The organism is Rheinheimera texasensis DSM 17496 (genome assembly GCF_000711985.1).
GTDB lineage: Bacteria > Pseudomonadota > Gammaproteobacteria > Enterobacterales > Alteromonadaceae > Pararheinheimera > Pararheinheimera texasensis.
This window is the reverse complement of sequence record NZ_JONU01000007.1, coordinates 308,649-334,222: the sequence shown is the minus strand read 5'-3', so window position 1 is coordinate 334,222 and position 25,574 is coordinate 308,649. Positions and strand designations below refer to the sequence as shown.

Below are 25,574 nucleotides of genomic sequence, written 5' to 3'. Positions count from 1 at the left end.
GTGGTAAAATTTTTCGCTAGTATAAAGCGCATAAAGCAGGATTGCTGATTGTTTTAATTTTATTAGGCAGCATAATATGTCGTATAAACAAAAATAGCAGGATTATTGACTTGCCAATTTCACCACAATCCAGCGGCCGTAAACTGGACCGTATTGATCGTAAAATTCTGACCGAATTACAAAAGGACGGCCGTCTGGCTAATGTCGAACTCGCCAAGCGGGTAGGGCTGAGTCCAACACCTTGCCTGGAGCGGGTGCGTAAGCTGGAACAGGAACAATTTATCCTGGGTTACAACGCCCGGGTCGACCCGAATAAGGTAGGCGCTGCGCTGCTGGTGTTTGTTGAGATCACACTCAGCAAAACTTCACCGGAAGATTTCGACGAGTTCAGCAAAGCAGTACAAAAACTCGATGAAATTTTAGAGTGCCATCTGGTGTCCGGCAGTTTTGACTTTCTGCTGAAAACACGGGTTGCCAATATGGCTGCTTATCGAGAGTTGCTGGGAGAAACCTTGCTGCGGCTGCCGAGCGTGCGTGAAAGCCGGACTTATGTGGTGATGGAAGAGGTCAAACAAACAACTTTTGTTGCAGTCACCGGCTGAAAACAGCAATACTGGATAAAAAATCAGCAAAGTGCTTTTTTGTGCTGATTTTACGGCAAGGAAATATGTGCAGCAAACCAGTCAGTCTGGTATCTTTGCTGCGTTTCTGACAAGTTTTTATAGGGTCATGCTGTTGCAAGCAAAAACTGTATTTTCGCTGAACGGAGTCCAGCGGTTGGTTGAAGTCGGGTTAATTGCCTGTCTGGGTATTGCCACTTTTATGCTGCTGGCGCTGCTGAGTTTTGACCCGGCTGACCCGAGCTGGACGCAAACCGGTTATCACAGTGATATTCGCAATATTGCCGGTCCTATTGGTGCCGAAGTCGCAGACATCTTGTTTGCTGTGTTTGGCTGGTTGTCTTATCTGGTGCCGCCATTTCTGGCCTTTTGCGGTTATCTGTTATTCCGTCGCTTCACCGATTTATTGTCATTAGATTATTTCGTGCTCGGCATGCGGCTGTTAGGCCTGTTACTGACCGTAATTAGTGCTTGTGCCATCAGCAGTATCAACTTCGACGATATTTATATGTACTCCAGCGGTGGTGTGATCGGTGATGTGCTGGTCGCTGTGTTATTACCACAACTGAGCTTTGTCGGTTCCAGTTTGTTGTTATTGTGCAGTTTTTGCATCGGCCTGACGCTGCTGACCGGTATCTCGTGGCTGACAGTCGCTGATGAACTGGGCGCCTTTACTGTCGCAACAGCCCGTCGTTTATGGCACTTTAACGCCACCATTGATGCCCTGATGCGCAAATTAAAGCCCAAAGTGCGTGTAGTGGCGCCGCTGCAGCGCAGTGACATTAAAGGCACTCCGTATCAACAGGAAGTCAAAGCGCCTGTCGTGGTGAGGGCAGAAGCATCTGAGCCGGAAAAACAACCTGAAGCTGAGCGCGTTGATCCCGTCAGTTCCAGTTCCCGGATTGAACCTGAAATTGGCTTTGACGTTGCAACCGGGCGTGATGATCAGCATTTTAGCGATTTTGAGCCTGAACAAATCATCCCGGCGTCGCCTGCGCCAGTTGCGGTGGTCAGTACTGAGACGACAGTGCCGGTCCAGCCAAAACCAGTCAGTCCAATTAAAATTGACCCGGCCGTGCAAAGCCGCGCCTTTTTTCCGGATGCTGATGCCCGGGTTGAACCTTTGCCGATCCAGCCGTTAGATATTCGTACGGATGCGCGCGCTTTTGTCAGTATTGACGAGATTGCCGGGGATGAGCTCAGCTACAGTGCTATTGATGAAACTTATGCCGAGGATGAATTGGCACAAAGTTATCTACATACTCAGACTCCGGCAGATTTACCGGTACAGCAAGTCGCAGTCATTAACGCTGACGATGAAGAAGAGCAGGATGAAATTCTATATCCGCAACCGGTGCCGCCGGTGGATGCCTTGCCATCCCTTAGCTTATTAGAGCGGCCGAACCGTACCGTCAATCCAATTTCGGAAGAAGATCTGGAGCGCGTGTCACGGCTGGTTGAAGTCAAATTGTTGGATTTCAGCGTTGATGCCAAGGTCGTGGGCGTCTATCCCGGCCCTGTTGTTACCCGCTTTGAGCTAGACCTGGCTCCCGGTGTAAAAGTATCCAAAATTACTGGTTTATCCAAAGACTTAGCCCGTTCTTTATCCGCTATCAGCGTGCGGGTGGTAGAAGTGATCCCAGGCAAATCTTTTATCGGTTTGGAGCTGCCGAATCAGCATCGTGAGATTGTGCGCTTGTCGGAAGTGATTGGCGATGAAGTGTTTGAGCAATCGAAGTCTCCGCTGACCATGGTTCTGGGCAAAGATATCGCCGGTAAAGCCGTAGTAGCGGATTTGGCGAAAATGCCGCATTTGCTGGTGGCCGGTACTACTGGTTCCGGTAAATCCGTTGGCGTCAACGTAATGATTTGTAGTTTGTTATACAAATCAACGCCCGATGATGTGCGCTTCCTGATGATTGACCCGAAAATGCTCGAATTGTCGGTCTACGAAGGCATCCCGCATTTATTAACCGAAGTGGTCACCGACATGAAAGAGGCGGCCAATGGCCTGCGCTGGTGTGTCGGTGAGATGGAGCGCCGTTACAAACTGATGTCAGCGATGGGGGTGCGGAATCTCAAAGGTTATAACGCCAAAGTCGCCGAGGCTATTGCTGAAGGCAAGCCACTGCGTGACCCATTGTGGCGTCCGACCGATGACATGCGCGGTGAGCCGCCGCTGCTGGAAAAATTGCCGTCGATAGTGGTGGTCATCGACGAATTTGCCGACATGATGATGATTGTCGGTAAAAAAGTTGAAGAGTTGATCGCCCGCATTGCGCAAAAAGCGCGGGCAGCCGGCATTCACTTGATTCTGGCAACACAACGGCCATCGGTTGACGTCATTACCGGCTTAATCAAAGCCAATATTCCGACCCGTATCGCCTTCCAGGTGTCGTCAAAAATCGACTCCAGAACCATTCTGGACCAACAAGGTGCAGAAAGCTTATTAGGTCAGGGTGATATGTTGTATCTGCCGCCAGGCTCCGGTGTACCCAACCGGGTGCACGGTGCTTTCGTGGATGACCATGAAGTGCACGCCATCGTTGCTGACTGGAAGACCCGCGGCCGGCCAAACTATATTCCGGAAATTCTGTCCGGCGAGACTAACGAAGAAAATCTGTTGCCGGGTGAGACACTGGAAGAGGATGACGCTGAAGCCGATCCGTTGTTTGATCAAGCAGTTGCCTTTGTTACGGAAAGCCGCAAAGCGTCAGTCTCAGGCGTACAGCGTCGTTTCCGGATAGGTTATAACCGCGCCGCACGTCTGGTTGAAACGATGGAACAAGTCGGGATTGTCAGTGGACCGGGTCACAACGGCAACCGTGAAGTATTAGCTCCGCCACCGCCAAAAGGGTTTTAAATGAAACAGGTTTTATCTTTAACGTGCCTGCTACTGGCAGCCATGTGTTCTGGTGTGGTTAGTGCCGCAGAAACGGCTGCTGAGCAGCTGAAATATAAATTAGCCCGCTTAAACAGTTATCAGGCCAGTTTTCAACAGACGGTTACTGACGCGACGAATAAACAGGTGCAAACCGGTGAAGGTTATCTCAGCCTGAAGCAACCCGCGTTGTTTCGCTTTGAGACCATCAGCCCAACGCCGAATCTGTTAATTGGCGACGGCCGGACTTTGTGGCATTACGACGCTACGTTGGAAGAGTTGAAAGTCTATGATGCGGCGAAGGAAGTCGACAAAACGCCTTTTGTACTGCTGACCTCCAGCGATGCCAAGTTGTGGGCTTTGTATGAAGTGACTGGTCAAGGCGAAACTTTTGCCATCACGCCCAAAGACAAAAATAATCCGGTGCAAAAACTCACCCTGCAGTTCTCCGGTGTTGACCTTGCCAAAATGGCTGTCGCCAGCCAGGACGGGCAGACCAGTAGTTTTGAGTTTATTGCGATGCAAAGTAATGTCAGCATTGACAGTGCGCAGTTTAAGTTCGTTGCACCGAAAGGTGTCGATGTCGATATCGTTGATTTACGCGGCAAGTGAGCAATCTGTCTTTTAGTTTTGCGCCAGACGTGCGGCCATTGGCTGCACGTTTGAGACCCAAAAACCTGCAGGAATATGTCGGGCAACAGCATTTGCTGGGCCCAGGCACACCATTGCGCCGGGCGATCGAAGCCGGCCAGTTGAACTCGCTGATTTTCTGGGGGCCGCCGGGCACCGGTAAAACCAGCCTGGCGGAACTGATAGCCGGTAGTACGGCTGCTGCCATTGAGAAAATTTCAGCCGTGACCGCCGGCATCAAAGAGATCCGCGAGGCCATCGAACGGGCCTCGAATCGCTTACAACAAGGTCAGCGCACACTGTTGTTTGTTGACGAAGTGCATCGTTTTAACAAAAGCCAGCAGGATGCTTTTTTACCGCATATCGAAGATGGCACCATTATCTTTATTGGCGCTACCACCGAAAACCCATCTTTTGCGCTCAATAACGCGCTGTTATCCCGTGCGCGGGTTTGTGTGCTGCGTAAAATCAGCACTGATGATTTACAACAGTTGTTACAACGCGCTTTAGCCGATGCAACGCTGAATCAGCAGTTCCCGATTGTGCTTGCGCCGCACGCCGCCGGGCTGTTGTTGCAACTGGCTGACGGTGATGCGCGCAAAATGCTGAATTTGCTGGAACTTGCCGCTCAAAGCAGCGTTGATGGACAGATTGATACCGGTTTATTAAAACAGCTGGTTGAGCGGCAGTTACCCGGTTTTGATAATCAGGGCGAACTGTACTATGACCTGATCTCTGCCTTTCACAAGTCGGTGCGTGGTTCTCAGCCGGATGCGGCTTTGTATTGGTATTGCCGGATTCTGGAAGGCGGTGGTGACCCGCTATATGTGGCAAGGCGATTGTTAGCGATCGCCTCGGAAGATATCGGCAATGCGGACCCACGTGCTTTGTCGCTGGCGCTGGCTGCTTTTGATACCTTTCAGCGGGTTGGGCCGGCAGAAGGAGAGCGCGCTATCGCGCAGGCTGCGGTATATTGTGCTTTGGCACCAAAAAGTAATGCGCTGTACAGTGCTTTTAATCAAATGCGCGCTTTTGTCCGTGAACAGCCAGCCTTTGAAGTGCCGATACAACTACGCAACGCCGCCACCGGTTTACTGAAAGAACTGGGTTACGGCGAAGGCTATCGTTATGCCCATGATGAGCCCGGTGCTTATGCCGCGGGTATGATTTATTTGCCTGCAGAAATGCAGCATTTGCAGTTTTATCAACCGACAGATCGCGGTTTAGAGCGCCAGCTGGCAGAGAAACTGCGTTATTTGCGTGGACTTGATGCTGATGCGGCGTCTGATCTGGGGAATAAACCTGATGTGGATTAACTATGCGGCTATAGCGCTCGGCGGTGCCATCGGCGCTTGCCTGAGGTTTGCGCTCAGCGATGCGATGTTACATCTTTTCGGTCGGGCATTTCCTTTTGGTACTTTGCTGGTTAATATTCTCGGGTCTTTTATTATCGGTCTGTTGTACGGTCTGATCCTGACTGAACAACTGGCGCCTAATCCGTGGCGAATTTTTATCGGCATCGGGATTTTAGGTGCTTTTACCACCTTCTCCACTTTTTCTATGGACACTGTGTTGATGCTGCAGCAGGGCGCTTTTCTCAAAGCGACGCTGAATGTGCTGGCCAACCTGGTGTTGTGTTTAACCCTGACCTGGCTTGGTATCAAGCTGGGGACTTTGAAGTAAGCAGACATGTTAGATAGCAAATATTTACGCGCCGAACTGGCGGAAACAGCGGCCCGTCAGGCCACCCGGGGTTTTGTGCTGGATGTGGCAAAGATCACCGCGCTGGAAGAACAACGTCGTGAGCTGCAGGTCGCTACCCAGGAACTGCAAAACCAGCGCAACAGCAAATCCAAAGCCATTGGTCAGGCCAAAGCGCGCGGAGAAGACATTGCGCCGTTACTGGCTGAAGTAGATGGTTTAGGTGCAGAGCTCGACAGAGCGAAAATCCAATTGGACGCAGTGCTTGCCGAATTAGACGGCATCGCCGCGACAATTCCGAATTTACCAGATTTGTCGGTACCTGTAGGGAAAGACGAGACCGGTAACGTCGAAATTCGTCGGGTTGGTACACCAGCGCAATACAGTTTTGATGTTAAAGATCACGTGGCACTCGGCGAAGCATTAGATAAAGGCCTCGATTTTGAAAGCGCGGTGAAAATTGCCGGCTCCCGTTTTGTGGTGATAAAAGGTCAAATTGCCCGGCTGCATCGTGCATTGACCCAATTTATGCTGGATTTACACACCGAGCAGCACGGTTACACCGAAATGTATGTGCCTTATCTGGTCAATAAAGATTCGTTGTATGGTACCGGGCAGCTGCCAAAATTCGGCGCAGATTTGTTCCACACCCAGCCGGCAACGGAAGAAGGCGTCGGTATGAGCCTGATCCCAACAGCTGAAGTGCCGGTGACTAATCTGGCCCGTGACCGGATTTATGATTTGGCAGAACTGCCGGTGAAAATGACGGCGCACACGCCTTGTTTCCGCAGTGAAGCCGGCTCTTATGGCCGCGATACCCGTGGTCTTATCCGTCAGCATCAGTTTGATAAAGTTGAACTGGTCCAGCTGGTTCACCCGTCACAATCAATGGCTGCATTGGAAGAGCTGACCGGCCATGCCGAAAAAGTATTGCAGCTGTTAGGTCTGCCTTACCGGGTAATGCTGTTATGTACCGGTGATATGGGCTTTGGCTCATGCAAAACCTATGATTTAGAAGTCTGGTTGCCGGCACAAAACACCTATCGGGAAATTTCTTCCTGCAGCAACATGGGTGATTTCCAAGCCCGTCGTATGCAAGCACGTTTCCGTCCGGAAGAAGGCAAAAAGCCAGAGTTACTGCACACGCTCAATGGCTCCGGTCTCGCAGTTGGCCGCACTTTAGTGGCTATTCTGGAGAATTTCCAGCAAGCCGACGGTAGCATCGCGATCCCAACAGTGTTACAGCCTTATATGGGTGGTAAAACGGTTCTTGCTTAATCCTCTTTCACACCGGCGGCATTGCCGCTGGTGTGACTGATTGAAATGAGTATGTTATGACTGCTGCACCGGAAAAACCTACTTCTACCGAACACCGCAATCCCGGGATCACCAAAAAAGTCGCGATAAAACGCACAAGGACCAGCCCGGTGAAGGTGTTTTTACGCTCGGTCTATTGGCTGATCACTTTGGCTGTCATAGCGATAGTGCTGTATATCAGTTTTGAAGCGGGTTGGATGATCTACAAAAATACCGCGCATTAACGCAATTGTCGGCGCGGTATCGTGGAAAGTTCAGTAAGTCGTGGATAAAGTGGTGAAGGCCTTATAAGCACTTCGCCGGTTTCGGTAAACCCGCAATACGGGTGGCCTGTTTTGCCGGACCGTCCGGAAATAACAGAAACAGATATTTGCTGTTACCTTTTTCAGAGCCAAGTTTTTCTGCCATGGCTTTGACCAGAATACGTACTGCCGGTGAGGTGTTGTATTCCTGGTAAAAATCGCGAACAAACCAGACTACCTCCCAATGTGCCGGCGTCATGCTGATCTGTTCCAGCCGGGCAAACTCCATGGCCAACGCTTCGCTCCACAGCGTTAAATCCGCCAGATAACCGTGTTTATCCAGTGGAATACCAGAAAATTCTGCACTTAATCCAGACATGAGATCACCTGTGAGGCCTCAAGTGTCAGTTCAACCCATTCTTCGTCGCTCAATACAGCGACAGCCGAAGGGCAGGCAATACCGCGTTGCAGTATATCTTGTTGCAACACGCTCACCTGACAAGGCCAGCTATGCTGACTTAATAACAAGTACACCGCGTCGCGGCGCAGGAGTAGCATATCATCAGGAGTTGCCAGCGCGAGCAACGGCGGCAAGGTAGCCTGATTGAGTTGAAATAGTAGCATTTAAATCACCACCACAAAGTCTGCTTCGTCCAGCAGTTTGCGCTGGGCGGGCTCATCCAGCATGTTAACCGCGAGGCGCAACTGGTCAGCAGAAAGCTTAAAATCGGCCATCGCTTGCTGACAGACTGCAACCGTCTCGATGTCATAAAGCGCAAACAGTTTTTGCGTCACGGTAAAATCTTTCACAACGAGTGGCGTTGACAGCGGCAATAGCTGAGTGACCGCAGCGCCCCGATATAGCAGGGTCACCTGATGGTCGGTAGCTGCAAGCGCCAGAGCGAGGTCCTGCGCTTCGCGTGCCGCACTGCCGCTCCAGGCGCTTTGTTGTTGGATGATGACACAGCGGCGCATCAGAATTGCACCAGTTTGTCAGCGCTTGAGAGCCGCATGCCAAATTCTGCGAGACCGGCCAATGTGAATCCGGGCCGGGCTTTGGTAAAGCCGCGTTTTTCTGCAGCGGTGGCACAATATAACAGTGGGATATTCGCGGCACTGGCAAATTCACAGAATCGGCCAACTAAATCAATTTCGTCGGATGGTAAATCAAGATCAGGACAAATCACCTGTACTGCCTGCTGATAAAAAAAGATATGGTCAATCTGATGACCGAGTGCAATAGCCGCACTAGCAAAGCGCTGCACCTCATCGAGCACTGGACTCGCGAAACAATCCGCTTGGATATACAACACAAAATTGGCCATAGACTCAAAAAAATGCCCCAAAGAGTGGGGCATTTTAGAGGAAATGGACCAGCTTGTCGTTAGTCGTCGCTGCCAAATACACCTAACAGCTGCAGTAACGCTGTGAACAAATTAAAAATGTTCAGATACAGTCCCACTGTAGCGCGGATGTAGTTGGTTTCGCCGCCATGAATAATACGACTGGTATCAAACAGAATAAAACCAGACATGATCAGCACCACGACTGCATTAATGGCCAGATGCAGTGCTGGTACCTGAAAGAAGATATTCGCAATCATGGCAACAAAGGCCAAGACTAAACCAACAAACAAAAAATTACCCATAAAGGAGAAATCTTTTTTGCTGGTCAGCGTATAGGCCGACAAACTGAAGAAAATCAGTGCGGTCGCGCCAAAGGCTTGCATAATCAGTTCCGGACCATTTGGCAGGGCGGCATAGCGGTTCAGCATAGGGCCAATCGATGCGCCCATCACGGCGGTGAATAAAAACACCCAAGCGATCCCTGAAGCTTTATCCGCAGTTTTCATCACGACAAACACCAGTACTAACGCCAGTATCGATAATCCGAGGCCTGCCATAGCACTCAGCTCTAAAGCCATCGAAATGCCAGCGGCGACAGCGCTGCCGGTCAGCGTCATAGCCAAAAGCAGATAAGTGTTGCGTAGAACTTTGTTGACCGCGGCACTGTCGTGACTGGTCAGGACCTGTGATTGTTGATATTGCATAGACTCTCCTTGGTTATCAATGGACTATACCGAATCGCTGCCAGCGATGCTATGACTAAAAAGACCGCTCAGACTGAAAATAATTCCCAGTGACTACTGTTTTACTAAAAAATCGCCAGACTGAACAAAAAATATTCTTTCAGTCAATTCAAGATGTTAATTGCTAAAAAAGTGCTTTGAATTTCCAGCAGTGTTGATTAATATAAACACCACGGAGAGATGGCAGAGTGGTTTAATGCACCGGTCTTGAAAACCGGCGAGGGTTAGTAGCCCTTCAAGAGTTCGAATCTCTTTCTCTCCGCCAAATTACAGAAAACCCCGCTCATAGCGGGGTTTTTGCTTTTTAGTCCAGCTATATAGTCGCAAAGCTCTTGCTAACATGCGCCTTTATATATTGCGTACCGTCCATACATGGACATCGCCGAAAAATTGCTCCCTGCATTTACGGCATACCGTCCATCCATGGACATAAAAAAAGCCGGTCAACACCGGCTTCTTAACTCAACAGCGTTTACTGCACCTGACAGGCGAAACAGACCGAATATAAACCATTCGGGTCGTTAAACTGGTTTAACACGGAAAGTTCCTGATTCAGCTGTTTCATTAGCTTTTGTACCGGAGTCTGGCTGACGGATTGTTCCGGCAACAAACCAAAGGCTTTGGCACCGCCAAACAGTTGAGCCAGTAGTTTTTCCTGCTCGGTCAGTTCCTGTTCAATCACCTGTACATCAAAGTTTTTCAGACTGGCTTTTTCTGCAGCAGCGGCGACGGCATCTTCCAGTGTGCCCAGTTTGTCCACTAAGCCTAATTCTAATGCTTTCTGACCAGTCCAGACGCGGCCCTGGCCAATTTTATCCACCTGAGCCTTATCAATATTACGGGTGGTACTGACGTGGGTGATAAATTCGTCATAGCCGTTTTCAATGCTGCGCTGTAACAGTTTTTCTGCATCGCCCGACAGGCCTTTAAACAGCGGCAGGCCTGAGGAGAAGCCAGCCAACTCTGTGGTACCAACGCCATCGACGTTCAGACCCAGGGTCGACATCGCATTTTCAGCCGTATGGAACAGCGCAAAAATACCGATAGAGCCAGTGATTGTGGTAGGGGCGGCAAAAATCTGATCGGCCGGCGCAGCGATCCAATAGCCACCAGAGGCAGCGACAGCGCCCATTGATGCAATCACCGGTTTACCAGCGGCTTTTAACAGTCGGATCTCCTGCGCTATTTGCTCTGAAGCAAAAGCACTGCCGCCGCCGCTGTCAATGCGCAGTACCACGGCTTTGATCTTTTCATCATAACGGGCATTACGCAGCAATTTTGCCGTACTTTCACCGCCGATCATGCCGGCTTTGACATTGCCATCGACAATAGCGCCACGGGCGATGACCAGGCCGACTTTATCGGTCATCGGATTGTTCACCGGGAACGGCGGGATCACGAGGCTGGCGTAGTCTTCATAATGCACCTGGTTAAAGGTGTGATGTTCTTTGTCTTCGCCGACCAGCGCAATAATGTCCTGACGGAACTCTTCGCGGGTTTTGATGCTGTCTACCAGTTTGGCGTCTAAAGCGTATTGCGTCATGTCACCATTGGCAGCGTTAATGCGCTCGTAGAGACGGGCAAAAGTTTCGTCAAAGTTATCGGGCGCAAAACCACGGCGCTCTGCCACTTGTTGTTTGTAATTTTGCCACAGTTCCTGTAACCAGGCGCTGTTAGCTTCTTTGGCTTCCGGCGACATATCGTTGCGCGTAAAAGGTTCTACCGCTGATTTGTAGGTACCGACCTTAAACACGTGCGTCGAAATTTGCAGTTTTTCCAACGCCGCCTTGTAATACATCGGATAAGAACCATAACCCTCAAGGATCACCGCCCCCATCGGATTTAAGTTGATGCTGTCAGCGTAACTGGCGAGGAAATACTGGTTTTGGCTGTAATAAGCACCGGTGGCAAAAATCTTTTTGCCTGCTGCTTTGAAACGCTCAAGCGCTTTACCGACCGTCTGCAGTTTATCAAGAGAACCGCTGCCAAGGTCTGACAAAGTCAGCACCATAACCTTAATGCGTTCGTCTTTGGTCGCTTCATCGATGACTTTGACCAGATCACGTACCAGCACTTCCGGCTGTTCTTCTTCAGAACCCGTCGATTCACTGATGGCCTTTTCCACCGGATCTACCCAGCGTTTTTCTTCGACCAGATCACCTTTTAAATTGAGGACCAGTGCGGTTGAAGGTTCAACCTGAACTGTTTCTTCTTCGCTGAAGATCACCGCGATAAAACCAATAAACAGCACAGCAAACACGAAATTCAACACGAAATTGCGGATAAACCGGAACCCATGCCACACGGATTGCAGCAAACGACGGATAAAACCAGGTTTTTGTTCTGACATTCAACTAACCTTCGATACATTTACAGTTATCGTTAAGATACCCAATTCATCACCAGTGTTCGACGACAATTTGTAAGAAAATGTGTGTCTGCGCGCCTTGCGTCTGGGGGGCAGTGCTTGTCAGCATCTGAAAAAGCAGTTACATTCGGCAACATTCAACAGGTATGACCAGAGAGGTCGAAGTGTCTTATCCACATTTATTAGCAGCATTAGATTTGGGGTTCACTCAGCTGAAGAACCGCGTGATCATGGGCAGTATGCACACCGGCCTCGAAGAAGAAAAAGACGGCTTTAGTAAATTAGCAGCCTTTTATGCCGAGCGGGCTAAAGGTGGCGTGGGTCTTATCATCACCGGCGGCATCAGTCCAAATCTTCGCGGTTCGCTGGTGCCTTTTGGCAGCCAGCTCAGCTGGTTCTGGCAAACCGGCAAACACCGGTTACTGACCGAAGCTGTGCATCCTTACGGCGCAAAAATTTGTTTGCAGCTGCTGCATGCCGGCCGTTATGGCTATCATCCGCTGAATCAGGCGCCCAGTGCCATTCAATCGCCGATCACGCCATTTAAACCCTCAGAGATGTCTGGCCGCCAGGTGCGTAGCACTATCAAAGATTTCGCGCACTCAGCGGTTTTAGCGAAGAAAGCTGGTTACGATGGCGTCGAGATTATGGGCTCTGAAGGTTATCTGATTAATCAGTTTATCTGCCAGCGCACCAATCAGCGGCAAGACGAATGGGGCGGCAGCTTTGCCAACCGCTGCAGGCTGGCGCTGGAAACAATCCGGGCGGTACGCGCGAAATGCGGTGCCGACTTTATCATTATTTACCGCCTGTCGATGCTGGACTTAGTCGAAGACGGCAACAGCTACGACGAAGTGGTTGAACTGGCCAAAGCAGTGCAGGACGCTGGCGCGACCTTAATTAATACTGGCATCGGCTGGCATGAAGCCCGCGTACCGACTATAGGCACCATGGTGCCGCGTGCGGCATTTCGCTGGATCACGGCGCAAATCAAACGACAAGTCGGCATTCCGGTGGTTGCCACCAACAGGATCAATACGCCGGAAGTCGGTGAAGATATCCTGGCCAAAGGTGAAGCTGATTTAATTTGTATGGCCAGGCCATTTCTGGCCGATCCGGAGTTCGTGAATAAAGCTGCAGCCGGGACGCCTGAACTTATCAACACCTGTATTGCCTGCAATCAGGCATGTCTGGACCATATTTTCCAGAAAAAACGTGCCACCTGCCTGGTGAACCCGCGTGCCTGTTATGAAACCGAGCTGAATTTCACCCCGGCTGCTCAGACGAAAAAAATTGCTGTCGTAGGCGCGGGACCTGCGGGCCTGGCGTTTTCCGTCTATGCCGCACAGCGTGGCCATCAGGTGACCTTGTTCGATAAGGATGACAAAATTGGCGGACAGTTTAACTACGCCAAACAAGTGCCTGGCAAAGAAGAGTTCCATGAAACGCTGCGTTATTTTGCCCAGATGCTGAAACATCATGCCGTGCGGCTGGAGCTGAACAGCCCGCAGACTGCAGAGAGCCTCAAAGCCGGCGGTTTTGATGAAATTGTCATTGCCAGTGGTATTGTGCCGCGTGCGCTGCAGCTGCCCGGCGTCGAACACCCGAAAGTACTGAGTTATCTCGATGTGCTGCGGGACCATCAACCGGTCGGGCAGAAGGTCGCCGTCATTGGTGCCGGCGGTATTGGCTTTGATGTCGCTGAGTATCTCACTGAACCACATTCGCTTACGCTGCAACCCGAAGCCTGGTTACAGGACTGGGGCATTGATAAAACTTTTGCTTATCGCGGTGCTTTGTTGCCGGCCGAGATCAGCCCGGCTTCGCCGCGTAAAATCTATCTGTTACAACGCAAAACCAGCAAAGTCGGCGCAGGCCTTGGCAAAACCACCGGTTGGATCCACCGCAGCTCGTTGAAGAAAAAAGGTGTCGACATGTTAGCCGGCGTGCAATATCTGCGGGTTGACGATGAAGGCCTTTGGTTAGAAGTGGACGGCCAGCAGCGCTGCCTGGACGTTGACCATGTGGTGGTTTGCGCTGGCCAGGAAAGTCAACGCAGCCTGCATGATGAATTGACCGGTATGGGGGTGAACAGTCATCTGATTGGTGGCGCGTCAGTCGCGGCGGAGCTGGATGCCAAACGGGCGATCCGGCAGGGCGCTGAACTCGCTGCGCTGATTTGATCCCGGTTAAAATTTACCTGTCAGACTTCAGGTAACAACAGTTCAATCCTGTTGTTGCCTGCCCTGAAAACAATTTTTTCAGATTTCACTTGCTCCTAAGCATTTTCCCACGTTAAGTAGCTGTCATACGGATGCAATACGCCAAATTGGTGCAAGCTGCAGACTTTGCACCAAAATCATGCGTATTGTCATACTGTTGCCATCGGACCGCCATAAATTGGTCCGGACGCCGCAGTGGTATATCCCGAGCATAGCGGGATTTATCGGCGTAACTGCCAATCATGGTATTGGCCTTGCTTAGTTCAATCAGTTACAGCAAGCGCAGTTTGTCGAAATCTACAGGGAGTCTGATATGTCAGGTGTGTTAACGATGATTCTGGCCGGTGGTGAGGGGACGCGTTTAGCGCCGCTGACCGGTATCCGTGCCAAACCCGCAGTACCTTTTGGCGGCAATTACCGGATTATTGATTTTGTGCTGAACAATTTCGTCAATTCAGATTTGCTGCAGATTTTTGTCATTACCCAGTTTAAATCGCACTCCCTGATGAAACACTTAAGCCGGGCCTGGCGGGTGACCGGTTTAACCAGCCGGTTTATCGATCCAATCCCGGCACAGATGCAAACCGGTAAACACTGGTATCTCGGGACGGCCGATGCGGTGTATCAGAATTTGCATTTAATCTCAGGCTTAGACCCCGAGCATGTGTGTGTATTCGGCGGCGACCACATTTACAAAATGGACGTGCGCCAGATGCTGGAATTCCACCGCCAGCATAATGCCAAACTGACAGTGGCGGCTATTCCGGTGCCGGTCGCGGATGCACACGAATTTGGCATTATCGAAGTTGATGCCGATGGCCGGATGATTGGCTTTGAAGAAAAACCTAAGTCCAATCCCAAAACTATCCCCGGCCGGCCGGATTATGTACTGGCGTCGATGGGCAACTATATCTTTGAAGCTAAAACTCTGGTTGAAGTGTTAGAAGAAGATGCGGCACAAGTTGATTCCAAACACGATTTTGGCCATAACATCATTCCGAAATTATTCCCGGGTGGCGATGTTTACGTGTACGACTTCTCCAGCAACCGTATACGCGGCGAAAAAGAAGAAGTGCGTGGTTACTGGCGTGATGTTGGTACTATTGATTCGTACTATGAAGCCAATATGGATTTGATTTCAGTGGTGCCGCCGATTGACCTGTACAACAAACATTGGCCGATGCGCAGTTTTACACCGCCGGTACCGCCGGCGAAGTTCGTCCACGACGAAGCCAACCGCACCGGTCAGGCGATTAGTTCTATGGTAGCCGCAGGCTGTATCGTCAGTGGCGCCATCGTCTATCACTCTATCCTCGGCTATAACGTCCATGTACACAGCCATGCCTATGTTGAAAAGAGTGTATTGATGGGCAATAACGACATCGGCCGCGGTTGTCGTATTCGCCGCGCTATTATCGATAAAGACGTCAAGATTGCACCAGGCACTGTGATCGGCGAAGATCCGGTCCTAGACAGGCAGCGCTTCCACGTGTCACCGGATGGCGTGGTGGTGATCCCGAAAGGGGCTATGGTTGGGTTTGACTAAGGAGTTAGCATGCGTGTGGCGTTTATCTGCAGTGAATTCGAAGGGTTGCTGAAAACCGGAGGATTAGCCGATGCAACCCGTGGTCTGGCCAAAGCTTTGCAGCAGGCTGGTCATGCAGTGCAGATAATCATGCCACGTTATGGTGCTTTGTATGGTATCTCCTGCACGCCAGAGTGGCAGTCGTTGTATTTTAATCTCGGCACTCAGACTTATGGCTGTGCGGTCCGCCACACTGTGGTCGACGACATTCCGGTGGCGCTGATTGAGCATCACCAGTTTTTTCAGCGGCCACGGCCCTATGATGATGGCGAACAACCATATCCGGATAACCTCGAACGTTTTGCCATGTTTTGCAAAGCTGCGCTGGAATATCTGGCGCAGCAAACCGACCCCATTGATATTGTGCACGGCCATGACTGGCAAAGTGCGCTGGCCAGTTGTTACCTCAAAGAGATGTATCATGGCGCACTGTTAAACAGTAAGTTTGTGCTGACAGTGCATAATGCTGCTTATCAGCAAGGCTTTGGCCGGCACGAACTCGCGCTGCTGGGACTCTCTCACTGGCAGTTGCCCGCCGAATTACCAACAACTTTATTAGCGCTTGGGTTGTGGCAGGCCGATGCGGTGAATACCGTCAGCCCTGGTTATCGTGACGAACTGCTGTCTGAGCCGGCAGCCAATGGTTTGTCAGCGCTTTATCAGCAAAAACAACGACATTTTCGCGGCATCTTAAACGGTTGCGATTACAGTCGCTGGAACCCGGCCACCGACTTCAGTTTATTCGCGCGATACGATGCCGGCGATTTAGCCGGTAAAACGCTATGTAAAGCTGAGCTGCGCCGGCAAACCCAGTTGCCGGAAAGTACTGCGCCACTCTTTGTCAGCGTCAGCCGGGTCACAGGGCAAAAAGGTTTCAGTCTGCTCATTCCGGCCTTACAACGCTTTCTAACCGACACTACAGCACAAGTGGTGGTGATGGGCACTGGAGAGCAGCAATTTATTCAGCCATTACGCCAGTTAGAACAACAATTTCCGCAGCAATTTCGGTTACTGGAAGGGTTTGACGAGCCGTTGTCGCATCAGGTGGAAGCGGCCGGTGACTTTTTCCTGATGCCGAGTTTGTTTGAACCTTGTGGCCTGAATCAGATTTACAGTTTGCGTTATGGCACAGTACCCCTGGTGCGTGCGACCGGTGGCCTCAAAGACACTGTGGTTGGTTTGTCAGCGCGGGCCGCAACCGGCATTGTTTTTTCTGAACCCACGGTGGATGCACTGTCAGATGCACTGCAGCAGGCTCTGGCTTTGTATCAGAACAAGCGTAAATACCGCAGTGTGCAACAACGCGGTATGGCACAAGTGTTTGACTGGCAGCAGGCCAGTGCTGCTTACCAGGATTTCTACCAAAGTACGCTGAGCGCTTAATTCTCTGAAATATAAAGTTTTTAGTTTGAAATTAACGCATTTAGTACTGGCAGGGGCAAATGATGTTGTCGTTTGATCACGAAGTTTGCTAGCCTTAGCGGGACTTTCTGAAGGGTTTATTTATGGATGCCATTACCTTATTAACTACCCGCTATTCCTCTTCCCGACTGACCGAGCCGGCGCCTCAAGGCGAAGCTTTGCAACTGATTAAACAAGCTGCTTTAAGGGTGCCAGACCATGGGGGGCTTCGGCCCTGGCGTTTTGTCGTTTTTAGCGGAAAACAAGCACTGGTAAAACTCGGCGACATTTTTGCCGAAGCGGCGCTGGAAGAAGATCCGGCCATCGCCAACGATTTATTAGAGCGCGCCCGCCAGTTACCATTACGGGCGCCAATGGTAATAGCCTGTATTGCCAAATGCCGCGAGCATCATAAGGTACCGGTGGCTGAGCAGGTACAATCCGCCGCCTGTGCGGTGATGGCGATGCAACAAGCCGCATTTGCACTGGGTTTTGGCGGCATCTGGCGTACCGGCGCTTATACCCAATATGAATTTGTCCGTCAGGCGCTCGGCCTGGCCGAAGACGATGAAATAGTCGGTTATCTGTATCTCGGCACCTGTGCCTCAGAGGCGCCGCAACGACCGGCACTGGAAGTCAGCGAGTTTTTCAGCGACTATCAGTAAATAGCAGCAATAAAAAAACCGCCCGATGGCGGTTTTTTTATTCAAACGCAGTTTAGAACTCAGCGTTGCCCGGTGTACGTGGGAACGCAATCACATCACGCACGTTACCGACACCCGTCACATAAGAGACTAAGCGTTCAAAGCCGAGACCAAAACCAGCATGCGGCACTGTGCCATAACGGCGCAGGTCGCGGTACCAGCTGTAATCTTCTTTGTTCAGCCCCATCGCATCCATCCGCGCATCTAACTGCTCCAGACGCTCTTCACGCTGGCTGCCGCCGATGATTTCGCCGATGCCTGGAGCCAGAATATCCATCGCCGCCACGGTTTTACCGTCTTCGTTCATCCGCATGTAAAATGCTTTGATGTCTTTTGGATAGTTCTGCAGGATCACTGGCGCACCGACATGGACTTCAGCGAGGTAACGCTCGTGTTCAGATTGTAAATCCACACCCCATTCCACGGCATATTCGAACTTCTTACCGCAGTTTTGCAGGATAGTGATGGCGTCGGTGTAATCCATCCGCACAAAGCTGGATTCAACGATTTGCTGCAAACGGCTGATGGCTTTGTTGTCAACACGTTCAGCGAAAAACGCCATGTCGTCAGCACGTTCAGCCAGCACCGCTTTAAACACGTATTTCAACATGTCTTCAGCGAGCTGCGCCACGTCTTTGAGTTCAGCAAAAGCGACTTCCGGCTCAATCATCCAGAACTCAGCTAAATGGCGAGTAGTGTTAGAGTTTTCCGCACGGAAGGTCGGGCCAAAGGTATAAACGTTGGACAGGGCACAAGCGTAGGTTTCAACGTTGAGCTGACCTGAAACGGTCAGGAACGTCTCTTTGCCGAAGAAGTCTTGTTTGTAATCGATATGGCCTTTGTCATCACGCGGCAGATTTTCTAAATCCAGCGTGCTGACACGGAACATCTCGCCGGCACCTTCAGCATCTGCACCTGTGATGATTGGCGTGCTGATCCAGTAAAAACCACGCTCATGAAAGAAACGGTGAATAGCCTGCGCCAGGCAATGCCGTACGCGGGTAATAGCACCAACCATATTGGTTCGGGCGCGTAAATGCGCCTGTTCCCGCAGATATTCCATACTGTGGCGTTTTGGCGCCATCGGGTAAGTGTCCGGATTTTCGACCCAACCCAGCACCTCAACGTTGCTTGCCTGAATTTCATAAGCCTGGCCCTGACCTTCAGACTTCACCACTGTGCCTGTGACAATCACAGAACAGGCGGTGGTCAGCCGTTTAATCTCAGATTCATAATTATTCAGGTCAGCCGGAGCGACGGCTTGCAGTGCTTCGAAACAGCTGCCGTCGTGTACGGCGAGGAAAGAAATACCGGCTTTGGAATCACGACGGGTCCGGATCCAACCTTTGACGGTAATAGTGGCACCGGCAGCATACTGGCCGGCAAGTACGTCTTTAATCACTGCATGCGTCATGCATCAGGCTCCAACTTGCGCTTCAGAAAAGTTTGATTTTAATTCAGGAGGTGTAATGATACGCAGGCAGCGCCTAAGCACAAGCAAAACTTGTCACAAACCGAAGGAACAGTGCAGTGAACGAGCCTATCAGCAGCCGACCGCGTAACAACCGCCGTAAAGGCCCGGACTGGGTGGTACTGAGTTTTCACTGGTTGTCGGTGATTGGTTGGGTCATTTTGATAGTGGCGTTAGGGTTAAGCCATCTGGCAAAGCCGGAGATGAAATCTGGGCTGGTTAAGTATTGGGGGATTCAGGTCCGCGATTACTGGGAACCAACCTTAACCGGCCAGTTGATTTATTTGTTGTGGTGGTGTTGTCTGGTAAGTCTGTGCAGTATCGTGTTAAATCAGTTCCGCTTACGCAGGGCGACTGACCGCCAGCAATATAACTCTGTCGCTTTGTTTTTAATCGCGCTGGCGGCTTTAAGTTTTTTTTACCAGATTTAGGCACCCGGAAGCGCCTGTCCCTGCTGCAATACATCCTGCTGCACAATAAACTCAAGTGCCTCCAACAGCTTAGAAAGTTCGGCTGGCTGTATAATATAAGGCGGCATCAGATAAAACAGATTGGCAAAGGGCCGGATCCAGACGCCACGCGCCACCATCAGTGCCTGGGCTTTGGCGACATCAATATTGCTCTGCATCTCGACAATACCTACTGCGCCTAACACCCGCACTGCTTTGACTGCCGGATACTGCGTCAGCTTTTTTAAAGCTTGCAACTGCTGTTCGATTTGTGCGACCTGACTTTGCCAGCCGCCGGTCTGAATAATTTTCAGACTGGCACAGGCAACTGCACAGGCCAGTGGATTGGCCATATAAGTCGGGCCGTGCATTAGAGCGCCAACAGCACCGCTGCTGATGCCATCGGCTACCGCTTTGCTGCAGAGCGTCGCAGCGAGTGTGATATAACCGCCGCTTAAAGCCTTACCCAGGCACATGATGTCCGGAATGATGCCGGCATGGTCGACCGCAAAAAGTTTGCCAGTGCGGCCAAAGCCAGTGGCAATTTCATCGCAAATCAATAACACATCATATTGGTCACATAACGCACGCGCTAAGCGCAAATACTCCGGATGATACAACCGCATGCCGCCGGCGCCCTGCAAAACAGGTTCTAATACAAAGGCGGCGAGTTGCGCGTGATGTTGCCGGAAGATTTCCCGCAGCGCCTGACCATCACTTTCAAGCCATACATCGTCAAATGCGCGCTCTGGCGCGGGCGCGAAGACATGCGAAGTAAGTTGACGGTGAAACATGGCGTGCATGCCATCGACCGGATCGCACAGTGCCATAGTGGCAAAAGTATCGCCATGATAGGCCTTACGCAGGCTAAGCATCTGGGTTTTAGTACTGTTGCCACGCGCCAGCTGATACTGCAGTGCCATTTTCAATGCGACTTCCACGGCGATAGAACCGCTGTCAGCATAAAAAATATGCTGTAACGCCGATGGCACCAGCTGCAGCAGCAGCTTACCCAATTCTACTGCCGGCGCATGGGTGATTCCACCAAACATCACATGGCTCATCTGCTGCAATTGTTTGGTCACGGCCGCATTGAGGTCCGGGTGGTTATAACCGTGAATGGCGGCCCACCAGCTGGACGTACCGTCGACTAAAGTCCGGCCATCTTCCAGCTGCAGCGAAACGCCTGTCGCGCTTTTGATGGGGTAAACCGGCAACGGATTGGCCATCGAAGTATAAGGGTGCCACAGATGCTGGCGGTCAAAATGCAAATCAATGCTCATAATATAACCACTGGTAAACCTGGTGAACTGGTACGCGTTGACAAGGCGCGGCGCGCCGATAGACTAGCGGCAAACCCAGACAAAGACAAACGAAATACAGGGACTCTTATGCATTCGCTTTTTGCTGATCCAAGCCTGACGGAAGTTCGCCACAACTGGACTTTGGCCGAGGTAAACGCGCTGTTTGCGCTGCCATTTAACGATTTGATGTTTCGCGCCCAGTTAGTCCACCGTTCTAATTTCCCGGCCAACGAAGTGCAGGTCAGTACGCTGTTGTCGATTAAAACCGGCGCCTGCGCGGAAGACTGTAAATATTGCCCGCAAAGTGGTCATTACAATACCGGCCTCGAGCGTGAGCGTTTGCTGGAAGTCGAAAAAGTGCTGACTCAGGCCAAAGCCGCCAAAGAGCAGGGCGCCAGCAGGTTTTGTATGGGCGCGGCCTGGAGTAACCCAAAACAACGCGACATGCCTTACATCATGGAAATGATCAAAGGCGTCAAAGGCATGGGTTTAGAAACCTGTATGACGCTGGGCAAACTCACCGCCGATCAGGCACAGGAACTGGCCAGTGCAGGCCTTGATTATTACAACCATAACCTCGATACCTCGCCGGAATTTTATGGTGAAATCATCACCACCCGCACTTATCAGGACCGTTTAGACACGCTGTCGCACGTGCGCGACGCTGGCATGAAAGTGTGCTGCGGCGGTATCGTCGGCATGGGTGAGAGCGCTAATGACCGCTCGGCGTTATTACGTCAAATCGCCAACCTGCCGGAACATCCGGAATCAGTACCGATCAACATGCTGGTGAAAGTCGCCGGTACGCCGCTGGAAAACGTTGAAGATTTAGACGGTTTTGAGTTTATCCGTACCATCGCTGTGGCGCGCATCATGTTGCCGAAAAGCCATGTACGGTTATCCGCCGGTCGTACCCGGATGAATGAACAAATGCAGGCGCTGTGTTTTATGGCCGGCGCTAACTCGATTTTTTATGGTGATAAACTACTGACCACGGAAAATCCGGAAGCCAACGCTGATATGCAACTGTTCGCCAAGCTCGGCTTAAAGCCAGAGCAGCGCGGCGATGTGTCTGACGAAGCGCATGAAGCCGCGATGGCACAGGCCATTCAGGAGCAGCTGGAGCCCAGTCTGTTTCATGCTGCAGTCTGAGAGATATGCAATTATCCGAGATGCAACAGTGGCTTGCGCAGCGCCGCGACCAGGGCTTGTACCGGCAGGAGCAGTTGTTGCAACCTTTGCCGGAAGGCCAGCTTAGTTTTGACGGCCAGACGCTGCTGAACTTTTCCGGCAACGACTATCTGGGGCTAGCCAATGCGCCATCACTGCGTCAAGCGTTTGCCGATGCTGCGTTAAGCGTCGGCAGTGCAGCGACCGGTTCGCCACTGGTGACTGGTTTTCAGCCGGCTCATGCCGAGCTTTGCAGCGTTTTGTGCGACTGGTTGGGCGTCGAAGCCGTGTTACTCTTTAGCTCTGGTTTTGCCGCTAATCAGGCGATGCTCAGCGCGCTGGTGGCATCGGACGAGCTGTTGCTGCTGGACAAATATTGTCATGCTTCGATGCAGGATGTGTTGATGCACGGCAAGCTGCGTTTTAAGCGCTTTCCACATCAGGATTTTCAGGCGCTCGGGCAGCTGTTAGTAAAAGCACAGGATAAAGCCGTGGTAGTGGCCACTGAAGGTGTGTTCAGCATGGACGGCGACATCACGGACACTCAGGCGCTGCTTGCCTTGTTGTCGGCGCAGCAACCTTTGTTGCTCGATGATGCGCATGGTATAGGTGTGCTCGGCGAAGAAGGGCGCGGCAGCTGGCAGCACTGCGGCGCAAAAGCGACGCAATTGCAATGTCTGATGGCGAACTTTGGTAAAGCCCTGGCCGGGCAAGGTGGATTTTTGGCCGGCTGCCGCGATGTGATTGATTATATCCGTCAGCAATCAAGACATTACATTTACAGCACAGCGCTGTCACCGGCGCTTTGTCAGGCGATGGTACACAGCATTGAGTTATGTCGTCGCGAGCAGTGGCGGCGCGACAAACTGGCAGAAAATATCGCCTTGTTCCGCGCTGGCGCTTTGGCTGAGGGGTTGCCGCTCTGTGCTTCTCTAACTGCGATCCAGCCATTACTATGCCCGGACAATGGCTCAGCGATGTTATGGAGTCAGGCGCTCAAACAAGCTGGTATCTGGCTGACGGCGATCCGTCCGCCGACTGTGCCGCAGGCACGACTGCGCATTTGTTTGTCTGCCGCGCACAGCCCTGCGCAAATCGCCAAGCTTATCGGCGCCCTGATCAAAACCCGTCCTGCTGCGACGGGTTCAAACTAACAGATATATCACAGGATTTTTCGGTGGAAAGCCAACTACAAGCAGAACAAATCAGCGCACATTTCGGTAAAGCGGCGCGAACTTATGAGCAAAGTGCGCGTTTACAACGTGAGGTGGCTTTTGATGCCTTGCGTTTTTTACCGCAACAGCAGCAGGGTACTTTGCTGGATTTAGGCTGTGGTCCGGGTTGGTTTCATCACAATCTGAGTAGTTATTGCGATGAGCTGATTGCCCTGGATTTAAGTGCGGCCATGCTTGAGCAGGCCGAGCGTCATGGCATTGCCCGGCAGTTTATTCAGGCCAATGCGGCGCAAATCCCATTGCCGGATCACAGCGTCGACACAGTGTTCAGTTCACTGATGTTGCAGTGGTGCCCGGAACCGGCGCAGGTCTTTGCCGAAATAGCCCGGGTGTTAAAGCCTGGCGGTTATTTTGTGCTCACCACGCTGGTGGAAGAATCAATGCATGAGTTTCAGCAGGCCTGGCACCACACCGGGCAAAAGCCACCGATTCTAACTTTCAGTCCGGTGGCTGATTATCTGCGCGCCGCCAGAGCCAATGGCTTGAGCTGTCATGGTCAGCAAAAAACGTTTCAGCTGTTTTTTCCCGATGTATTTACGCTGGCCCGTGAATTTAAACAGGTGGGAGCCAATTATACCGGGCTGAAGGCGGGCAGTGTGCCAGGTCTGGTTGGTCGCGGTCATTGGCAGCGCTTTGCCGACGCTTATCAGCGCAATCTGACCACCCAAGGCTTGCCGCTCAGTTATCAGGTGCTGTTTATTTTTGGTCAGATGCCATGAATGACAGCGGAAATAAATCGACGCCACTGCGGTTCTTTGTCACTGGCACAGATACAGATGCCGGCAAAACCTATTGCAGCAGCGCCTTATTACGCGGCCTGCAGTTATCCGGCGTACAATGCACAGCGTTAAAGCCCATTGCCAGCGGCGTTGACACGGATGGACTCAATACTGATGCAAAAGCACTGGCAGCGGCGACCGGGCAACTGATTGATGCAGTAAATCCGCTGTGTTTTCAACTACCAACAGCTCCGCACCTGGCTGCGCAGGCGCTGCAGCAGCCGCTATCGCTCGCTGACCTCGAACAGTTATTGCCGCTAAGTGACAGTCAGCTTGAACTGATTGAAGGCGCCGGTGGCTGGTTGTTGCCTCTCAATGCCGACGAATATCTGGCGGATTGGGTCGTGCAGCATCAATGGCCGGTAGTGTTGGTGGTCGGGGTAAAGCTTGGCTGCCTGAACCATAGTATGCTTACGGTACGCGAACTGCGTCGCGCCGGCGTACCGATATTAGGGTACATCGCCAATATCCTCACGCCACAGATGCATTTTATGGCAGAAACGCTGCAAGACCTCGCCAGCCGCTTACAACTGCCACTGCTGGCAACGATGCCGTATGTACCCGGTGGGGCTGATGACGATGAATGCCTGCAGCTGGCCGCACAGTTCAGACTGCAACTGGCGGCCATTGGCAAATCAATTTAATAGAGCTGACAGATCACTGTATGGCGCGATGGCCGTTTTCACACCTTGCTGAAATAAGGCTGCGTCAGTATTTCCGAGGTAGCTGAGGGAGCCACCAAGCAGACGCAGCGCTGTACCTTCCGGCAAACCGACCACTGGCGTTTGGGGATTTAGCTGCATAAATTCCGCCAGACGCATATCACGGGTTTCGCCATGAAAACCCGGCGGGGCAAAGTTCGCATAATGTGGATTGAGCTGAAACGGCAGCAGCTGCAGCGCCTGAAACGACGGCGGTTCGACGATTGGCATGTCATTGGTAGTACGAATGCTGAGACCTGCGATATTGGAACCAGCGCTCCAGCTGGTATAAGGTAGCCCCTGCTGCACCAACCGCCGTAATTCCTCTACTAAATCATGCTGATAAAGCCGCTGCAGCAAAGCAAAAGTATTACCGCCGCCGACCATCACCGCGGGCGCCTGCTGCAACGCTTGTTTGGCATCAGTATACTGGTGGATCGAGTTCACTCTGATGCCTAAAGGCTGCAAGGCCTGCTGAACTTTTTGCTGATAATCGTCGTAAGACACGGTGACGCCTGCGTAGGGTACAAACAGCACGTCGCGACGTTCTGCCAGCTGCGCTGCGATAAGGTCCAGAGCCGGGGCCAGATAATCGCTGTCGCCGGCGCGGGAGCTACTGAGCAGTAGTAAGTTCATAGGAAAGTCTCGTTGATTGGATGGCGCAGTGTAGCTGCGCCAAAACCAAGGCGGCAAGTGGTCGGCAGG

25 protein-coding genes and 1 tRNA gene are annotated in these 25,574 nt (G+C 51.7%); 17 read left to right on the top strand and 9 right to left on the bottom strand.

Annotated features, from left to right (window positions below; genetic code table 11):
* The first annotated feature begins 110 nt into the window (after positions 1–110).
* The 7 genes from lrp to Q399_RS0101525 all read left to right on the top strand — a co-directional run bounded on the left by lrp (position 111) and on the right by Q399_RS0101525 (position 7,373).
* A complete protein-coding gene (gene lrp / locus Q399_RS0101555) occupies positions 111–602 on the top strand; it encodes a leucine-responsive transcriptional regulator Lrp (RefSeq protein ID WP_211253144.1) in 492 nt (163 codons plus the stop codon).
* A gap of 175 nt (positions 603–777) precedes the next feature.
* Complete coding sequence (locus Q399_RS22505; protein ID WP_422784838.1) at positions 778–3,483, top strand: DNA translocase FtsK; 2,706 nt, start codon at positions 778–780, stop codon at positions 3,481–3,483.
* Positions 3,484–4,113 carry an outer membrane lipoprotein periplasmic chaperone LolA gene (lolA, locus tag Q399_RS0101545; RefSeq protein ID WP_031564751.1) on the top strand — a complete coding sequence of 210 codons (630 nt, stop codon included), beginning with the start codon at positions 3,484–3,486 and terminating at the stop codon, positions 4,111–4,113.
* Complete coding sequence (locus Q399_RS0101540) at positions 4,110–5,447, top strand: replication-associated recombination protein A (RefSeq protein ID WP_031564749.1); 1,338 nt, start codon at positions 4,110–4,112, stop codon at positions 5,445–5,447. The genes lolA and Q399_RS0101540 overlap by 4 nt, the downstream gene beginning before the upstream one ends.
* On the top strand, positions 5,437–5,814 hold the full coding sequence (gene crcB / locus Q399_RS0101535; RefSeq protein ID WP_031564746.1) for a fluoride efflux transporter CrcB: 378 nt from the start codon (positions 5,437–5,439) through the stop codon (positions 5,812–5,814). Before Q399_RS0101540 ends, crcB begins: the two co-directional genes overlap by 11 nt.
* A 6-nt stretch (positions 5,815–5,820) precedes the next feature.
* Positions 5,821–7,110, top strand: coding sequence for a serine--tRNA ligase (gene serS / locus Q399_RS0101530; RefSeq protein WP_031564744.1), 1,290 nt, complete (start codon positions 5,821–5,823; stop codon positions 7,108–7,110).
* 56 nt (positions 7,111–7,166) lie between these two features.
* On the top strand, positions 7,167–7,373 hold the full coding sequence (locus Q399_RS0101525) for a hypothetical protein (protein WP_031564740.1): 207 nt from the start codon (positions 7,167–7,169) through the stop codon (positions 7,371–7,373).
* 61 nt (positions 7,374–7,434) lie between these two features.
* Here the strand turns inward: Q399_RS0101525 and Q399_RS0101520 are convergent, their stop codons facing one another.
* From Q399_RS0101520 to Q399_RS0101500, 5 genes are all read right to left on the bottom strand, one after another.
* Positions 7,435–7,770, bottom strand: coding sequence for a TusE/DsrC/DsvC family sulfur relay protein (locus tag Q399_RS0101520; protein WP_031564736.1), 336 nt, complete (start codon positions 7,768–7,770; stop codon positions 7,435–7,437).
* Entirely contained in the window at positions 7,758–8,015 is a 258-nt protein-coding gene (locus Q399_RS0101515; protein ID WP_031564734.1) for a DsrH/TusB family sulfur metabolism protein, read from the bottom strand. Before Q399_RS0101515 ends, Q399_RS0101520 begins: the two co-directional genes overlap by 13 nt.
* Positions 8,016–8,366 carry a DsrE family protein gene (locus Q399_RS0101510; RefSeq protein ID WP_031564732.1) on the bottom strand — a complete coding sequence of 117 codons (351 nt, stop codon included), beginning with the start codon at positions 8,364–8,366 and terminating at the stop codon, positions 8,016–8,018.
* Positions 8,366–8,704, bottom strand: a complete 339-nt coding sequence (locus Q399_RS0101505) for a DsrE/DsrF/TusD sulfur relay family protein (RefSeq protein WP_245612799.1) — start codon at positions 8,702–8,704, stop codon at positions 8,366–8,368. The genes Q399_RS0101510 and Q399_RS0101505 overlap by 1 nt, the downstream gene beginning before the upstream one ends.
* Before the next feature lie 71 nt (positions 8,705–8,775).
* A complete protein-coding gene (locus tag Q399_RS0101500) occupies positions 8,776–9,441 on the bottom strand; it encodes a Bax inhibitor-1/YccA family protein (protein WP_031564728.1) in 666 nt (221 codons plus the stop codon).
* 213 nt (positions 9,442–9,654) lie between these two features.
* On the opposite strand from Q399_RS0101500, the gene Q399_RS0101495 reads away from it, so the two are divergent.
* A tRNA-Ser gene (locus tag Q399_RS0101495) sits at positions 9,655–9,745 on the top strand.
* 207 nt (positions 9,746–9,952) lie between these two features.
* Here the strand turns inward: Q399_RS0101495 and sppA are convergent.
* Positions 9,953–11,830 (bottom strand): signal peptide peptidase SppA, encoded by a 1,878-nt coding sequence (gene sppA, locus Q399_RS0101490; RefSeq protein ID WP_031564725.1) that lies wholly within the window; start codon positions 11,828–11,830, stop codon positions 9,953–9,955.
* Positions 11,831–11,994: 164 nt separating this feature from the next.
* Between sppA and Q399_RS0101485 the strand changes: the two genes are divergently transcribed.
* From Q399_RS0101485 to Q399_RS0101465, 4 genes are all read left to right on the top strand, one after another.
* On the top strand, positions 11,995–14,031 hold the full coding sequence (locus Q399_RS0101485) for an NADPH-dependent 2,4-dienoyl-CoA reductase (protein ID WP_031564723.1): 2,037 nt from the start codon (positions 11,995–11,997) through the stop codon (positions 14,029–14,031).
* Between the two features lie 352 nt (positions 14,032–14,383).
* Positions 14,384–15,616 (top strand): glucose-1-phosphate adenylyltransferase, encoded by a 1,233-nt coding sequence (glgC, locus tag Q399_RS0101475; RefSeq protein WP_031564721.1) that lies wholly within the window; start codon positions 14,384–14,386, stop codon positions 15,614–15,616.
* 9 nt (positions 15,617–15,625) lie between these two features.
* The gene (locus Q399_RS0101470) at positions 15,626–17,038 is read left to right on the top strand and encodes a glycogen synthase (protein WP_031564719.1); all 1,413 of its coding nucleotides are present in this window, start codon (positions 15,626–15,628) and stop codon (positions 17,036–17,038) included.
* A 122-nt stretch (positions 17,039–17,160) separates the two neighbouring features.
* Entirely contained in the window at positions 17,161–17,721 is a 561-nt protein-coding gene (locus tag Q399_RS0101465; RefSeq protein WP_031564717.1) for an NAD(P)H nitroreductase, read from the top strand.
* 52 nt (positions 17,722–17,773) lie between these two features.
* On the opposite strand, the gene asnS is transcribed toward Q399_RS0101465, so the two are convergent.
* On the bottom strand, positions 17,774–19,174 hold the full coding sequence (gene asnS, locus Q399_RS0101460) for an asparagine--tRNA ligase (RefSeq protein ID WP_031564716.1): 1,401 nt from the start codon (positions 19,172–19,174) through the stop codon (positions 17,774–17,776).
* Positions 19,175–19,290: 116 nt separating this feature from the next.
* Here asnS and Q399_RS0101455 point away from each other — a divergent pair, with 116 nt between their 5' ends.
* Positions 19,291–19,662, top strand: coding sequence for a hypothetical protein (locus tag Q399_RS0101455; RefSeq protein ID WP_051685664.1), 372 nt, complete (start codon positions 19,291–19,293; stop codon positions 19,660–19,662).
* Here Q399_RS0101455 and bioA read toward each other — a convergent pair.
* Positions 19,659–20,963 carry an adenosylmethionine--8-amino-7-oxononanoate transaminase gene (bioA, locus tag Q399_RS0101450; protein WP_037045462.1) on the bottom strand — a complete coding sequence of 435 codons (1,305 nt, stop codon included), beginning with the start codon at positions 20,961–20,963 and terminating at the stop codon, positions 19,659–19,661. The two genes, Q399_RS0101455 and bioA, sit on opposite strands and share 4 nt — an antisense overlap.
* Before the next feature lie 135 nt (positions 20,964–21,098).
* On the opposite strand from bioA, the gene bioB reads away from it, so the two are divergent.
* From bioB to bioD, 4 genes are read left to right on the top strand one after another with little or no spacing between them, the layout of a single operon-like run.
* The gene (gene bioB / locus Q399_RS0101445) at positions 21,099–22,136 is read left to right on the top strand and encodes a biotin synthase BioB (RefSeq protein WP_211253187.1); all 1,038 of its coding nucleotides are present in this window, start codon (positions 21,099–21,101) and stop codon (positions 22,134–22,136) included.
* Positions 22,137–22,141: 5 nt separating this feature from the next.
* Positions 22,142–23,308: an aminotransferase class I/II-fold pyridoxal phosphate-dependent enzyme gene (locus tag Q399_RS0101440; RefSeq protein WP_031564705.1), complete on the top strand. Its 1,167-nt coding sequence runs from the start codon at positions 22,142–22,144 to the stop codon at positions 23,306–23,308.
* A 23-nt stretch (positions 23,309–23,331) separates the two neighbouring features.
* Complete coding sequence (bioC, locus tag Q399_RS0101435; protein ID WP_031564703.1) at positions 23,332–24,108, top strand: malonyl-ACP O-methyltransferase BioC; 777 nt, start codon at positions 23,332–23,334, stop codon at positions 24,106–24,108.
* Positions 24,105–24,812 (top strand): dethiobiotin synthase, encoded by a 708-nt coding sequence (gene bioD / locus Q399_RS0101430; protein WP_051685663.1) that lies wholly within the window; start codon positions 24,105–24,107, stop codon positions 24,810–24,812. Before bioC ends, bioD begins: the two co-directional genes overlap by 4 nt.
* Here bioD and pepE read toward each other — a convergent pair.
* Complete coding sequence (gene pepE / locus Q399_RS0101425; protein WP_031564699.1) at positions 24,804–25,505, bottom strand: dipeptidase PepE; 702 nt, start codon at positions 25,503–25,505, stop codon at positions 24,804–24,806. The two genes, bioD and pepE, sit on opposite strands and share 9 nt — an antisense overlap.
* Positions 25,506–25,574 lie beyond the last annotated feature (69 nt).